General features: G+C 44.5%; 11 protein-coding genes. All 11 read right to left on the bottom strand.

Translation table 11 applies throughout. The annotated features are described in order from the left end of the window. Window positions 1-47: 47 nt before the first annotated feature. Window positions 48-3,923 carry a YhdP family protein gene (locus tag AB4585_RS05515; RefSeq protein WP_017061364.1) on the bottom strand — a complete coding sequence of 1,292 codons (3,876 nt, stop codon included), beginning with the start codon at window positions 3,921-3,923 and terminating at the stop codon, window positions 48-50. A 10-nt stretch (window positions 3,924-3,933) separates the two neighbouring features. Continuing rightward, on the bottom strand, window positions 3,934-5,403 hold the full coding sequence (rng, locus tag AB4585_RS05510; protein ID WP_017061363.1) for a ribonuclease G: 1,470 nt from the start codon (window positions 5,401-5,403) through the stop codon (window positions 3,934-3,936). Between the two features lie 20 nt (window positions 5,404-5,423). Beyond that, on the bottom strand, window positions 5,424-6,047 hold the full coding sequence (locus AB4585_RS05505; protein ID WP_102393506.1) for a nucleoside triphosphate pyrophosphatase: 624 nt from the start codon (window positions 6,045-6,047) through the stop codon (window positions 5,424-5,426). A 7-nt stretch (window positions 6,048-6,054) separates the two neighbouring features. After that, on the bottom strand, window positions 6,055-6,543 hold the full coding sequence (gene mreD / locus AB4585_RS05500) for a rod shape-determining protein MreD (RefSeq protein WP_017061361.1): 489 nt from the start codon (window positions 6,541-6,543) through the stop codon (window positions 6,055-6,057). Further along, complete coding sequence (gene mreC / locus AB4585_RS05495; RefSeq protein WP_004735927.1) at window positions 6,533-7,420, bottom strand: rod shape-determining protein MreC; 888 nt, start codon at window positions 7,418-7,420, stop codon at window positions 6,533-6,535. The genes mreD and mreC overlap by 11 nt, the downstream gene beginning before the upstream one ends. 94 nt (window positions 7,421-7,514) lie before the next feature. Continuing rightward, a complete protein-coding gene (locus AB4585_RS05490; protein ID WP_017062957.1) occupies window positions 7,515-8,558 on the bottom strand; it encodes a rod shape-determining protein in 1,044 nt (347 codons plus the stop codon). 150 nt (window positions 8,559-8,708) lie between these two features. Next, window positions 8,709-13,109: a DUF6701 domain-containing protein gene (locus AB4585_RS05485; protein ID WP_372169410.1), complete on the bottom strand. Its 4,401-nt coding sequence runs from the start codon at window positions 13,107-13,109 to the stop codon at window positions 8,709-8,711. Further along, entirely contained in the window at window positions 13,106-13,543 is a 438-nt protein-coding gene (locus tag AB4585_RS05480; RefSeq protein ID WP_372155542.1) for an MSHA biogenesis protein MshP, read from the bottom strand. Before AB4585_RS05480 ends, AB4585_RS05485 begins: the two co-directional genes overlap by 4 nt. Continuing rightward, window positions 13,533-14,279, bottom strand: coding sequence for a prepilin-type N-terminal cleavage/methylation domain-containing protein (locus tag AB4585_RS05475; RefSeq protein ID WP_372155541.1), 747 nt, complete (start codon window positions 14,277-14,279; stop codon window positions 13,533-13,535). The genes AB4585_RS05480 and AB4585_RS05475 overlap by 11 nt, the downstream gene beginning before the upstream one ends. Beyond that, window positions 14,279-14,848, bottom strand: coding sequence for a prepilin-type N-terminal cleavage/methylation domain-containing protein (locus AB4585_RS05470; RefSeq protein WP_372155540.1), 570 nt, complete (start codon window positions 14,846-14,848; stop codon window positions 14,279-14,281). Before AB4585_RS05470 ends, AB4585_RS05475 begins: the two co-directional genes overlap by 1 nt. Further along, window positions 14,845-15,336, bottom strand: a complete 492-nt coding sequence (locus AB4585_RS05465; RefSeq protein WP_372155539.1) for a prepilin-type N-terminal cleavage/methylation domain-containing protein — start codon at window positions 15,334-15,336, stop codon at window positions 14,845-14,847. Before AB4585_RS05465 ends, AB4585_RS05470 begins: the two co-directional genes overlap by 4 nt. Window positions 15,337-15,397 lie beyond the last annotated feature (61 nt).

Raw genomic sequence — 15,397 nt, 5'->3', positions numbered from 1 at the left:
GTATATTCGCTGACTCGGGCATAAGGTCTTTTCGGCTAATTTAAGGCCTATTCGGCTAATTTTCTCAGCTTCTCTGGCAGCTGAAACTCGCCAGAGCTACGAGAAAGTTCGCTCACCGTTGGTGAATCCAATGGTCCTTTCACCGAATAATTTACTTGGGTAAAGACTTCCACAACTGGCGAGATAACCGTGGTCACCGCCAATACGTACAGCGCCGTTTGAGGGGTTACCGCAAAGGCCGTTAATACGGGAATACCCGAGGTAATATCTGGGGTAAAGTTCACCTCAGCATCAACCTGACGCGTGTTGAGGTTAGCGATACCTTTGATTTTCATCTCACCTGCGACCGCATCCATGTTCAGATCATTGGTCAGGAAGATACCATTTTGAATCTCGCCCGTTCCGGTGATGCTGTTGAAGGCCATACCTTTATCAAACACATCTGAGAAATCGAGCTGCATCTTACGGATGATCGAATCTAGGCTAAACAGGCCAAGTAATCGAGCTGCGCCGCTCACATCCGAGATAATGCCTTTACCAAACTTGGTTTTAACGTTGCCATCAAGGGTATCCATTTTGATTCCCCAAGGCGAACCATCCCAATTTAGTTGACCTTCCAACGCGAATGGCGCTTTTTGAATCCCGGAAGTAATACCAAAGCGCTCCATGAGCTCGCTGTTGTTTTCACCTTCAACATCAACGGTTAACGATGAATGACTCTTGTCACCTTGCAGTTCCCACCAGCCACTCACATCCGCTTTGTTACCGCCGCTTCGCACCTGGATTTTGTTCCACTCGATACGATCTTCGTTCCTCGTCATTTCAACATCGACCTTACCCACCTTGTAGCCTTGCAGCCAAAAGTCGTTCAGCGTCAGGGTCAGGTTTGGCATCGCATCGTGGATCTCTCTATCCAATTTGGATATCAATGGCGCAGCTTGTTCTTTACGTTGCAGCAGTTGCTGATCTTGGTTGTTCTTATCACTCCACTCAGGAACAAACAGATGCAGACGATCCAGTGAAACTGTCAAATCATAAGGAGGCAGGTAGTTAATATCCCCTTCTAGCTCTTGGCTAGACACTTCCATTTGCCACGCCTGTTTGTTCTTACTAGCACTAAAATCGACGTCATTCCAAGAGATACCACCCAAGATCAGCTCTTTACTCTCAAAGGTAATACGGCTTGGCGCAGGTATGGTTGGCGTGTTCATTTGACTAAGTACAGCCGTTGAAGGCTTTACCGGTTCCATTACAACCGATAACCAATCATCGGCATTGAATTTGTCTGTACGAATCAGGGCGTGATGGCCCACCACCGGGCTAATTTTGTAGCCACCGCGACCAAGCACTAAGTTGGTCGCCGTTAACTCAGGCACGTCGCCTGTGATATCAATCTCAGCTTGGTACTTGGTGTTTGGCAATTGCAGGCGCGCGGTAATCGTCTCTTGGTTACCCGATGCCTGTAGCCTTGCAGAGCCACTTTCTAGTGATTTTTTCGCCAATGGATATGGGTAATCACTCGCCAAGTATTTTAGGTCTGACTGTAAGTCTAGTTGGTAGGTAAAGCCGATATCATTCAGCTGGATATCAATCTGGCTTTGCCATTGCGCATGACCTGATAAGCGGCTTAACCATTGCTCACCGATGTAAGGTTCTAGAGGCTTGACGTCCCAATCACCTAACACATCAATATCAACTGCATAGCCAGGACCATCATTAAGGCCCTTAAAATCAAGCGAGATACCTTGGTTAAGCAGATCCGCAGCGAGGCCATTTGCCGTCACTACGTCATTATCAAATTCAATTCGACCCGTGGTGTTCTCGAGCACCATTGGCGGCGCTTCAATCTCAACATGGTTGCCACTTAAGTCGGCGTAACCCCATGCTCTTGCTTCTTTTTCAGAATCAAACGGAATATTCAGCTGGAACTCAGAAGAGACATCACCACTCACTTGAAGTGCGGTTAAGGCTGCGCCTACCGAGCCCACCAGTGGCGAAGACGTCATGTAATCGCGTACTGCGTTGCCAGACGCCGTCGCTTTAGCTTCAATTTCAATATGGCCGCCTTCCCCTAAATAAGGAATGCGTCCTGTGATTCGATCTGCCGTCACATCCATCAGTTGAGCTGAGCGAGAATCCAGATGCATCGCATCATTTTCAAACAACAGATCAAGCTGAAGATCAGTAATCAGTGGCCACGCGGTATCAAAGCTGAATTTCGCATCTTCTAAGCCAACCCAAACCTGGAAAATACCATCGTGGTTAGTGTATGGGTATTGAGACAAATCACCATGCCACAACAGTTTTACGGTATCCGCTTTACCGGCTTGAATCGCAGTTGAAAGGTAGTCTGTTAGATCTTGCCCAAGAGCCAGTGTAGGTAAGTAGCGCCATGTTTCACCGACATTGTAAGCGTCCGCTTCGCCGTAGAAGGATAAAAACGGGCTCGCATCTTTTGGGAAGTCTAAGCGGAATGCGCCTAGTACTTGTAAATCGGGGGTGGCAGCTGTGATTTTGTCTGACCACAGCTTCCAGCCGTTTTCATCTTGCTGCCAAACAATATCAACCTGACCTTGTTTGATATTCAAAGGAGCTTGGAATACGTCACCATAAGGGAACACATCGTCAATAACATGCAGGCTAGCTTTCGCTTCCGAGGCCGAACCAAACACACTACCAGACACTTGGCTAAAGCCTGGGACTAGTTCCCACTGCTCGATAGCAAGATCAGAAAAACTGGCTGAATAACGTAAACTGTCAATTCCCGAACCCATGGAAACACGGATATCAGAAACAGAGCCGCCCGGCGCCAATACGTTAATCATTTTGGTTGATTGTTCAGAGTCAGGCAGCAGCTTAATCAACGGAGTAATAGTCGCAATATCCAGCTCAGAAATGTTGAGTTGCCATGGACCTTGATTCCACTTGAACGCTACGTCGAGTTCCGGCCAAGGTGTGTCATCCGTTCTAAGGTTTAGTGAGTGACCATTTACTTGCCAACCATCATCAGTCGGCGACAACTTAAAGACACCGGACTCAAGCATGAGGTCATGCTCGCCATCTTCGTTCCACGCCAGTTCTGAGGGTAAAACCTCAACATAAGCGCTCACTGGCTTGCTATTTCGCAGCGTAAGCCAGCTATTCAAGCTCACAGTACCCGTTTCAATGCCGGATTCCGCCTGCATATAATGCGTAAGCCATGGCTTAACAGAAATGCTGTCGGCACTGACATAAAACTCACCAGTCACATCAGTCAGTGACCCACCATCAATAAAGTTAGCACTCACTGACAGAGAGTTTAGATTGGCATCTTTGATACTCACCACACCTTCAGCAAGGTGATGTTTGTCTGAATTTTGCCATTTTAAGGTTTCTATATCGAGCTGACGTTCTTCACCCGAAACAGAGTGATAAAGAATAGAAGAATCTTTTGCAGTTACATCGACGAGTGTTTTTAGCAGTAAATTATCGAGCTCTTGTATCACTCGCTTGGAAGACTCGGGATCTGTAGGTTCGTCTTTGCCATTTTGTCCGGCAAACAGATCAATTGAGCGGATATCAAGATACATTTGATTCATGACTAGATCGGCCACAACCGGGCGCATCTGCACGAGCGATTGAATCAAGTCAAACTCGACTTCAACACGCTCAACAGAGAAGGTCACATCTTCTGCATTGGGGAGGCTAGCTTTAACGCCTTGCAGAGCAATAGAGGGGTGAGTGTTACGCCAAAAACCGCCCACATCTTGAATCGAAAAATCAAAACCGGAGTGTTGGTTTACCCAAAGCTCAATTTCAGATTGATACTTGTTTAAATTGGGCAAGGCTACACGCAGTGTAGTAACGGCAATGGCTAGCGTTACTAAGAGAGTAACCACTAACCATAAACATGCACGTAGAATCAGAGTAACGCTTGAGCTCACAAAATTTCCATTACATCATAACAACATCAAACTGCTCTTGTATGTACAGAGGCTCAGCCTGGATTTTAACTTGCTTACCAATAAAGACTTCAAGCTCCGCAAGCGCATGAGATTCATCGCCCTCTAACGCCTCAGCTACGGCAGCTGCCGCATAGACCACAAATTTATCGGCGTCGTACGCACGATTCACTCGCGTGATCTCTCGAAGAATTTCATAACAAACGGTTTCAACTGTCTTCACACTGCCGCGGCCTTCACAAGCAGGACAGCTCGAACATAGGATATGCTCAATACTTTCACGAGTACGTTTACGAGTCATCTCAACCAAACCAAGCTGCGTGAAGCCATTAATATTGGTTTTCACACGGTCTTTGTCGAGCGCAGCCTCTAAAGAAGTTAGTACTCGCTTACGATGTTCCTCAGACAACATATCAATAAAGTCGATAATGATGATGCCACCTAAGTTACGTAGACGCAGCTGACGAGCAATCGCTTGAGTCGCTTCTACATTGGTGTTGAAAATCGTCTCTTCTAGATTACGACGACCAACAAACGCGCCAGTGTTGATATCAACCGTGGTCATCGCTTCAGTTTGGTCGATAATCAGATATCCACCAGACTTTAATTCGACTTTACGATCCAATGAACGCTGAATTTCGTTCTCGGTATCGTACATATCAAAGATAGGCTTATCACCTTCATACAGCTCAAGCTTGTCTGTCAGCTCAGGCACGTATTCAGAGGTAAACTCTTTTAGGTTTTCATATTCTAGACGAGAATCGACCTGAATCTTGCTCAGCTCAGTACCGACGAAGTCACGTAAGATACGTTGGCTTAAGCAAAGCTCACCATACAAACGAGTACGCGCCTTGTGCTTACCACGACGCTCTAATACTTTTAGCCATAATCGCTTCAAGAATGCGGCATCTTGTGCCAACTCATTTGAATCTGCACCTTCTGCTGCTGTGCGGATGATGAAGCCACCGTGTTCGTCACAGTAACGAGACACGACTTTTTTAAGACGGTTACGTTCAGACTCGCTGTCGATACGTTGAGATACACCAACATGACTTGCGCCCGGCATAAATACCAGATAACGAGACGGTAGAGTGATATCAGTGGTTAAGCGAGCACCTTTAGTACCAAGAGGGTCTTTGACCACTTGCACCACAATGTCTTGCCCTTGACGGACAAGCTCTGAAATATCACGAACCTGAAATTGTTTCTTTTCGTTTTCAGCGACACATTCAGTGTGTGGGACAATATCAGAGGCGTGTAAAAAAGCTGCTTTCTCAAGGCCTATATCCACAAAAGCCGCCTGCATTCCCGGAAGAACACGGCTTACACGTCCTTTATAGATATTTCCTACGATACCGCGTCGAGCATCTCGTTCGACATGGATCTCTTGAAGAGCCCCCCCTTCAATCATGGCCACACGAGTTTCACTCGGGGTCACGTTCAGCAACAATTCAGCACTCATGGTGCACCTCAGGTTAGTAATTATAAGAATTCTTGCAGTAGCTGGTCCGTTTCAAATAAAGGTAAGCCGACAACGGCGTAATAACTACCTTCGATTCGGGTGACAAAGCGTCCGCCCAAACCTTGGATCCCATAGCTACCGGCTTTATCGCATGGCTCCCCTGTTTGCCAGTATTGTTCTATTTCTTTTTCACTGAGGGGTTTAAACCATACGTCGGTAATAATGACTTCTGTTCTTTGTTTTTCTTCTGAAACCACAGAAACCGCCGTCATCACTTGGTGACGTTCATTCGCTAACTGAGTAAGCATGCGCTTAGAGTCAGCAAAATCGGTGGGTTTCTCAAGCACTTGCCCTTGGCTTACGACGACTGTGTCAGAACCAAGAACGACTATATCAGAGCCATGATCTACAGTATCAGAACTAGGAACGACATGCTGCCTTTCAGAAGGGTTATCTTTCAATAAAGACAACGCAGCTAAAGCTTTATCTAAAGATAGTCGCTTAACATATTCTTCGGCGGTTTCTTGAGCGTGTTTACACTCTTCAACATCGGTTACGAGGACAGAAAACTCATAACCGAGTTGAGATAGCAATTCTTTGCGGCGTGGAGAGCCGGATGCCAAAACTAAATGTTTCTTTTCCATCGTCACGCTACCTCACATGCCAATGGCGACGCACGCGTCTCATTAATAAAAACATCCAAGGCCAAAGTATACAGTTTATCAATGCGCTCCATAACGATAACGGATTGAAAACAACATCTTGGATCAAATATTCACCAAAGAAGATCAACACCTCAAACAAGACCGTTAACGCGGCAATGATCATCGCTTGCTGCCATAACGCCATATTACGAATGACGAGGAAGTTCATCGCAATAATGTACATCACTATTGCCATCATCATGCCTCGAATACCCAGAGTAGAGCCGATCAAAAGATCCCACAATAAGCCTAAAATCAAAGCACTACCCACGTTAACACGATGCGGTAGAGCCAAAACCCAGTAACACGTAACCAGCAGTAACCAAGATGGTCTAAATAAATCTAAGCTACCAGGCCAAGGGATCGTCTGCAGAATCAGTGCTATTAAAAATGAGCAGAAAATTACTACCTTGCTTCTCAAAACGCTATTGGCCATCTTCGCCCTCTAACAATGCTTGTTCTATGCTCGATTGATCCGCTTGCATCTGTTTGTTTTCATCAGGCCATACAAGCAGCAGGTATCTGAGCTTATCGAACTCAACCACAGGCTCTGCTTTAATCACAGCGAACTCACGTTTCGGGTCGTAATCAACGGCCGTAACATAGGCGACTGGATAACCTTCTGGATATACCCCACCAAGACCTGATGTCACCAACAGATCTTCTTCTTGTATATCGGTACTGGTTGGAATGTGCTCTAGCTGGATCTCATCAATCATGCCATTGCCCGAAGCAATCACACGGATGTCATTACGAATAACCTGAACAGGAATCGCATTGTTTGCATCAGTGAGTAGTAATACACGACTATTATGAGCAGCAACGAAAGTGACTTGGCCGACAATGCCTTTTTCGTTGATCACCGGCTGACCTTCATACACCCCATCAATCTGACCTTTGTCGATCACGACTTGATGGCGATATGGTGAAGTGTCTACCGCCATAACTTCTGTGACGACTTTCTTCTCATCACGGATAAACGGCGAGCCTAACAGCTTACGAAGGCGCTTGTTTTCTTCTTGATATTGCTCAAGCAGAATCAGCTCGCTCTTCAGACGCAAGACTTCTCGTTTAATATTATGGTTAGATTCAATTAACCCTTTGCGAGTGCTAAAACGGTCGTAAACACCATCGAACATAGTGCGAGGCAAGTTGGCTGCATATTGAATAGGCGCAACCATACTGTTTAATAGATAGCGAACATTTGAGAAAGCATCTAAACGACTATCAGCCAGCATAAGGCTGGCTGATAAAATTACAGCAAAAAACAGGCGCAATTGTAGAGAGGGACCTCTACCAAAAATTGGCTTCATTCTATATTTGGTCCTAGAGCTACATTTGATCCTATAGACAAGGTCCTAGGCTCTTTACATAAAACTAGATAAGAAAAGAGCCTAACACTAGATATTATTCTTCGCTGAACAGATCGCCGCCGTGCATGTCGATCATCTCTAGAGCTTTACCGCCACCTAGAGCAACACACGTTAATGGCTCTTCTGCAACAACAACAGGGATACCTGTTTCTTCTGTTAACAGGCGATCAAGGTCTTTAAGCAGTGCACCACCACCTGTTAGTACCATACCGTTTTCTGAGATATCAGAAGCCAGCTCTGGTGGACACTGTTCAAGTGCAACCATGACTGCAGATACGATGCCAGATAGAGGTTCTTGAAGTGCTTCAAGGATTTCGTTTGAGTTTAGGCTAAAGCTACGAGGCACACCTTCAGCAAGGTTACGACCACGTACTTCGATCTCTTCGACTTCATCGCCAGGGTAAGCTGAACCGATTTCGTGTTTGATCTTCTCTGCTGTCGCTTCACCGATCAAGCTGCCGTAGTTACGACGAACGTAGTTGATGATCGCTTCATCAAAACGGTCACCACCAATGCGAACAGAAGACGAGTAAACCACACCGTTCAGTGAGATAACCGCAACTTCAGTAGTACCACCACCGATATCAACAACCATTGAACCTGTTGGCTCAGAGACACGTAGGCCAGCACCAATCGCAGCAGCCATAGGCTCATCGATTAGGTAAACCTCACGAGCACCAGCACCTAACGCTGATTCACGGATAGCACGACGCTCAACCTGTGTTGAACCACAAGGTACACAAACCAAAACACGAGGACTTGGTTTAAGCACACTGTTGTCATGCACTTGTTTGATGAAGTGCTGAAGCATTTTTTCCGTTACGTAAAAGTCGGCAATTACACCGTCTTTCATTGGACGGATCGCTGAGATGTTACCAGGCGTACGACCAAGCATTTGCTTAGCAGCGTGGCCAACAGCAGCGACACTCTTTGCAGAACCCGCACGATCTTGGCGAATAGCTACAACTGAAGGCTCATCAAGAACAATGCCTTGGCCTTTTACATAAATAAGGGTATTGGCTGTACCTAAATCAATCGATAGGTCGTTTGAAAACATGCCACGAAGTTTTTTAAACATATTCTTCGCTCATCCTGCAAGAATTAGAAGACAAAAATTGCACTAAATGTACCAATGCCTTGCTGTTACGGCAAGGCATTGAAGTACAAACATGGACTGAAACCCGCAATTTCTTACAGATTCCTAACTTAAGGGGCAAAAATTATATTATTACTGACCTGTTAAGCCACTTTCACCTCGGTAGATCACACGATCGTTACCACGGTAGATACCAAATGTGACGACGGTGGATGGATCTTCATCACCCAGTTGGCGCCAGTTGTAACGTAGCCATGGTTGATCTTGATCACTGCCACTACATGAGATGTTATTTCCGCCATCGCTATCAGGCTCAGAGTCATCCATTCTTAACCACAGACGAACTTGCTCACGTGGCGCGTCTGTTCCTGCTGGCGTATTTTGATTTGCTGTGACCTCTTCTTCTCCATCATCCACATTTCCACTACCGTTAAGTGAAACTAAAGTGGTTGCCGCCCCTTCACTGTGCCAAATAACTTGTTTACAAGTATTAGCCCCATTGAAGGTACTGCGGTCATCATCCTCGTTAACAATAAACTCGCTGCCATCCCAGAACTCAGCGCGCAATGGAATAGTTAGAGTAGTATCAGAATTGCCACCAATATCATCTAGCACCATTCGACCATAACGAGCTGGAGGCTGGACCGGAAACTCGACAGAATCAGTCAAAATATCAGAGTCAGTAAATGAAACAGGATCAACTCCTGCAACAGTCAAGCCAAAGTGGGTAATAGTGGAGTTAGCATCTGAAGTATTAAACGGTGCATCTCTGCGGCTAACGTCATCCAAATCCGTAACTCGCTGAAGAACAGCGGCACTATCGTTCAACAACCAATGCTTACGATCAGTAGACCAAGTGCCTGCCTCAGTATCCAGCAAGAACCCATTATCGACAGCTGTATCATCTAGAACACCAAAACTGGCTTGTAGGCTCGGGGCAAAGAATTGATAGTTGTTAAGCGCGTTACCAACACTGCTTTCACCTGATGCCATTGGGTATACCTGATGAACGGTTGAGTCATAAGGTTGGTCTAAGTATGCAATATCACTTTGATTTGTAACATTCCACTCAGGGTCACCTTGCATGAAGTATTTGGGGTAAAAACGGCCGATAGTTTTAGACCCAGTGACACCTGAATCACCATTTGGAGGGGCAATGGTGCTATAAAAGTTACCCGTTTCAATTGCAACCAATTCAAAACTTCCTACCTCTGAGTAGGTTAACCCATCAAGTTGGTACCCACCATTTGACTGATCACTAATTGAAATACTCGGAGATATCGTGTCGGGCATCAAATAGCCAAGTACACCCTCACTTGGTGTGTCTAAATAATGGGAAACACTGATCGAAGCTTGAGACACAAAATAATTCGAAGGAACACCTACATTATTTGAACATACGGAATTTACATTAGCTCCGGTAATCATGGGTTTCACGTCCACATCAAAGCTCTCCCCCGCTGCAACAAAGCCACTACTGCTGGATTCTGTACTCGTTCCACTTGAATCGCTATCAGTACATACAGCAAACTCATAAGGTTTAGATTTGACAACAAAGCTACCAACCAACCCCGAACTTGCGGAATCAGGCTGTTCATAAATAGGACACCCTTCAATTTCAGAACAATCAAAGCTAGGATCATTGATAACTACATTAACTTGCCCAACATTGCTCCAATTTACTTCAGTTGTAGCACCACCATTATCAAAATTTAGATCTGTAACTGAGAAGTCATCAAGTGATCCATCTTCAGGGGTAGGCATTTCAAGAAAGTAATCTTTAGAAGCATCAAATGATAAGTTTTTAGTATAGCCATTTACTGGGCTAACAACGCCTTGATCACAAGCTTGAGCCGTCACCTCTACCACTAACTCTTGAGAGTCTTGAGCTGCATTCATATGTATTTGGCTTGGGCTTGTATCAAACTTATAGGGCACATAAAAAACTTGTGTCGATGTTGCGGGCTCTGAATCGTAGACACCCCCAACACTGAAACTACCAACCGTATCAGAGTCTAAATACAAGGTTCGAATGCCACCATCAAACGTATAATCCGGAGTTTCACACGCATTGTTAGCTTCACCCTTACACCATCGCGTTCCCGTTGGGGTTACCGTCGCTTCAAACTGCTCATTAGAGTCGACCAATTCGCCATTCTCTTCTAGGCGAAACTCAACCGGAATTCGCTCACAGGTTAGGCTATATAATTGTTGAGGTTCTACAACCAATAATCCTTGCTGTACTGGGGGTTCACAAGAATAATCAGGTTTGATTATCGTTACACCATTATCAAGCACGGCGACTCTCGCTGTCACGGCACCATGAATAGCTGTCTGATTTAAATCTACAGTATCTGCGAGAATAAATCCTTTGAAAGTAGAGTTCCCAACGTCAAATATGACCTCACCTTTAGGAGCGTATATAATGGGATAAGCGAAGTCAGATTGTATATCAACTGCCAAGTTAAACTTCATACGTGTTATCACATTTATTTGAGAGTTGCCCTCAAAGGCATATACCAAATCTCCTGCATCATGCTCATAATTATCAAAGGTCACCGTGGAATTATCAGGAAAAACCAGTTCTACACCCGCCCCTCCACTAACTTTAACATCTGAGATATAACTGTCTTCATCTAAGACGACTCGAACTAGATTATAATCATTCCCCTGCTTGTTGATAACGAGCTTAGACAAGTTACTCTCAATGAAAACATCTATTGTTTCACCGTTAATTTGGTAAGAACATATCTCTGAGTCCGCTCCGCAGCTCTGCAAAATATCCGAAGCCTTGCCCGTAATGGTTAAACTTTCTGATGGATTTTTTTCTGCAATAGAGGTTACGTAACTGCCTTTAATCTTTCTTAATTCAAGTTGGCTATCATTATTACCAACATCACATTGATGTTCATCACACACTGGAAAATTATAAATATGATAAAACTCACTCGCATCATCAAAACCCAATAATAAAAAGTCATCTTTTGTTGTCCATTTATCATTAAAGAGCTCATAGCCTTCAGAGACCTTTTTTAAAGATTGATTAATATAGTTATTAGACCAGCCGCTAAATTTTGTTTGCTGGCTGGTAACCGTCAATGAGCTATTCACACCAGTCCAACTCTGAATGGGCTCGGGAAACAAGTTACACACGTTGGCAACAGGAACCACCTCAGGTAACTCAAACGCAAAGTAACCCACTTCTTCCGGAATATGCGTGCGGTCTCTAAAGTCCTCATCTACAACAAAGCTAACTTGGTTCGTGTTAATGTTACATCGACGTAGCCAGCCTCCGTGTCCACCAGCCCTCTCTTGTTTATTAGCTATGATCCCGTCAATATTCGTTAGAGAGGTGGTAGCATACTTATCCTCACAGCCATCCAACATTGGGTCATTACCGCTTTGACTTGGCGTATCATACCCTCTTGCAAATTGAACCTTAAAACCATCAACATCAAGGTTAGTATTGGTGGCTAACGTCGCTAAAAACGCGATCTTCTCATCGTCATAATCATCGTTACTGCGGTGAGAAGCACTTAGCTCCAAAAACAAATCAATGTATGACGTTTCATCGGTTCGCCTAACCTTGCCAGAGGTCATCCATTTATCATTGTTATTTCGAGTTTGAATTTGATGCAATACCACCGGATTAGAAGAAAAGCCAGCTCCGCCAAAATCGCTATAAAGGACTCTATCATTACTATTTGAGCCTGATTTAGCACTGGCTGCATCGGTGTTCAAATAACCCGCTATGACTTCATGGCCATTAAAATCGGCCACACCGGGCTCAATCGCAAGGTAACTGACTTCTGTTATCGGTTGGCTATCTAAATCTGAACCACCGCCATTCTTTGGCGCCTTAATCTGCTTGATGGTCGCTTCGGTTTTGCTTACCTCGGTAACCATTAACGTTGCAGGAGCATCCGCGTCAGGGGCACTTGAATCAATGGTTGGCATCACAAACACCAGTGGCGTGTTGGTATAAGACTGAGTCAGTGGGATCTTACATTCTCCACCAGAGCACTGAACGATACCAAATTCATACTGAGCATCGTTTGAATAAACCGGCGGTGGCTCGATATCCGAGCTGTCACATTCTAGTTCAGTACTGTCCCCACTATTAATATCGACGCTTTGCGGGTGAATACCTTTAAAGTCTGCGGGGTAATTGCCTAAAAAAGTAAAACCCTGCCCATCGTCAACGTAGTAGTCTGCGGTTCCGGCATCATTTCCCGCTCCCGGCTGATAAATCAGTTGAACACTATAGTCTCCCCCACCAACCATGTAACGAGGATCGCGAATAAAGGGCGTATCTCCCACCGTAGGCTCATTAATATCATTGGTCCAGATGGTGTATTCCGGGCGGTTATTTCCGGGCTCTTGCTCTGCAAACACAGATTCAACAAGCTGGGCGGAATTGATATTAAATGATATTTTAAATTCACCGCTCGGATCTACGTTACAAGTCGACGCTGTCGCGATCAAAGGGAATAGGCAGAAACAGGCAACTAAAATATATCTACATGCTTTCATCGTATTGACTCCCTCACCCAAACTTCTTGAATACGCTGTACTTGGTTAATGCCTGAGCCACAAACGGCTGTTGATTCAATCTTAAAAAAACCAACATCATCTAAAATTCCGATCGGAGTACAAGTTAACTCTTCAACTGCACAGATAGTCGACATCCCACTACTCACTTGGTTTGAATTTAAGTTACCACAGACGGTGCTCACACTGGTTGAAACCGCAGGCGAAACAGTTAATGGATAAACTTGAGTAAGTGCCCACTCATTTGCAGAATGCGCTAAAAGCCAAGCCTGAGTTCCCAGTTGTTTACGTGTCAATGTATCGTGATTTGACCACTGAACTTGCACTAAAGAAGTCGCGAGGAAGCCCATCACCACAATAACAAATACTACGACGACCAAAACACTGCCTTTTTGAGATGATTTACTATGGCGCATTAAGTACCTGCACATCTTGTTGGTAAACACTTACTTCGTTGTTTTGCTCAAGTACAAGATCGATGTGAATCACGCCACCTTTTTGTAAACTTGGCTCTTCGTAACGGAAGTTACTTTTTGTATAGTTAACGCTATCTGTGACCCTTATGCCATTTCGTTCAATAACACCTTGTCCTTCGATAGTATTGTTCACTATACAGAAGCTGACATAATTCTTGTTTTCATAGATATAATGTCGTTGTGCGATCGACTCACTCACAAGACTCAAAGCTGTAATACTGAAAGAGTTGGTATTTTGCACCGCACCCGAAACGTCAATTCGTTTATTGGATTCCACTGCCAAATCATTAAAACTACTAGGATTTATAATAAGATAGTCTCCTACAGAGAGACTTGGGGCATCTTGACCAACAATGAAGTCCAACTGATTGCCTAGTTCATCGAAGTGATAAAAACCGGAATATTTGATCGGATAGAATGAAAGACACTTTCTATCAAAAGCAAGTGTAGGTAAAAAAGTCTGATCTTCAGTAAAGCTATTAGGGACCGCGTGACTGATTTCTCGCGACATTTTCTCAACAACAAACTGCCCTTTTACTTGCACCTTTTGTCTATCGATAGTGTCGACATAACCTTTCATGCCGTATTCAACAAAGCCAGCGATTGCTAAGCCAATCACACCTACGACGACAATCGTTACAATCATCTCAATTAAGGTAAAACCACGTTGCTTCATCAGTAGTTCCCCTTGTAAGCGATAACGCTGTAGCGGTTGTTGCCACCAAAGATCTGTAACTCAACACGCTTCATCGTGCCAATAGCATTATCGTTAATACCATCCATGTTTTGATCGTAAAATACGGAGACTTCAACTCTAAAATTGGCATAACTGCCTTCAATATTTTCATCTAGGATATTAGCAAGTGGGTACTTAATAGGAGATACACATGCTGATTCAGTGGTATCGGTGTACCAACAGCCAATATAATCATCGACATCATTAAAAGCAGCGGGCGTTGCCTCTGAGCCATCAACACCAAGTTCATTAGGCGCAGAACAAGCAGTCGCACCTGCATCACCACAACGCATTATCCCACCATCAAAATCACTGCTGTGATCAAATCCTCTAGCCAAAATTTGATTCATCAAACTCTGACCTAAGGCCACGGAACGGTTTTGATATTGTGGGTCTGCTGAACTTGCCACTTGTGGTGCTAAAAAACTGGTAATCGTGACCATCGCAATACCCAAAACGATAATCACAACAATGCTTTCAATCAGAGTAAAACCACGTGAGCGAATCATAGACATGCTCCCTCACGTACATAACCTTGAGAATTAATACAGACTTGGGCGCTATTGCTCGAAGTGGTTGAGTTAATCGTAATGTCCACTCCAGCACTTACTGAAGGGTTTCCCAATAAATCAAAGTCGATAACAGTATTCGCTGGAGAAAACGTTATATCTGATATACGCACATAATCACTACGCGCATCGGCTTGTGATTTCTGAGCACTATTTGACAGGTCTAAACGACAAGCTGTTACGGAACCTAAACAGTCATCATTAATAGCAAGGCGAAAGCTATCATTAGCAGCGGAAACATTCGATTGCATTCGATTGACTTGGATTTGGCGAATAACAGAGGTAGCTTGTTCTTGCGCAGTAAAAGTGGAATAGCTAGAGGTACCTACGAAGCGGCTCGCGGCAAAGGTAGAAACAATACCGAGGATAATGATAACGATGATCAGCTCTACTAGAGTAAAGCCTTTGGGTATGGGGCTGCTATCCATAATGAGCCTCTAACTGCCAAGCGAATACTGATTATACAAGATAACGAAGTTTACGATCTTA

It is taken from the genome of Vibrio sp. 10N.222.49.C9 (assembly GCF_041474985.1).
In the GTDB taxonomy this organism is placed as follows: Bacteria; Pseudomonadota; Gammaproteobacteria; order Enterobacterales; family Vibrionaceae; genus Vibrio; species Vibrio crassostreae_C.
This window is presented reverse-complemented; position numbering and strand designations above follow the sequence as displayed.

Excerpts from the sequence above, each read along its gene's own strand:
- rng (WP_017061363.1), bottom strand. The coding sequence starts at position 5,403 with ATGAGTGCTGAATTGTTGCTGAACGTGACCCCGAGTGAAACTCGTGTG.
- AB4585_RS05490 (WP_017062957.1), bottom strand. The coding sequence starts at position 8,558 with ATGTTTAAAAAACTTCGTGGCATGTTTTCAAACGACCTATCGATTGAT.
- AB4585_RS05505 (WP_102393506.1), bottom strand. The coding sequence starts at position 6,047 with ATGGAAAAGAAACATTTAGTTTTGGCATCCGGCTCTCCACGCCGCAAA.
- AB4585_RS05475 (WP_372155541.1), bottom strand. The coding sequence starts at position 14,279 with ATGAAGCAACGTGGTTTTACCTTAATTGAGATGATTGTAACGATTGTC.
- mreC (WP_004735927.1), bottom strand. The coding sequence starts at position 7,420 with ATGAAGCCAATTTTTGGTAGAGGTCCCTCTCTACAATTGCGCCTGTTT.
- AB4585_RS05465 (WP_372155539.1), bottom strand. The coding sequence starts at position 15,336 with ATGGATAGCAGCCCCATACCCAAAGGCTTTACTCTAGTAGAGCTGATC.
- AB4585_RS05480 (WP_372155542.1), bottom strand. The coding sequence starts at position 13,543 with ATGCGCCATAGTAAATCATCTCAAAAAGGCAGTGTTTTGGTCGTCGTA.
- mreD (WP_017061361.1), bottom strand. The coding sequence starts at position 6,543 with ATGGCCAATAGCGTTTTGAGAAGCAAGGTAGTAATTTTCTGCTCATTT.
- AB4585_RS05470 (WP_372155540.1), bottom strand. The coding sequence starts at position 14,848 with ATGATTCGCTCACGTGGTTTTACTCTGATTGAAAGCATTGTTGTGATT.
- AB4585_RS05485 (WP_372169410.1), bottom strand. The coding sequence starts at position 13,109 with ATGAAAGCATGTAGATATATTTTAGTTGCCTGTTTCTGCCTATTCCCT.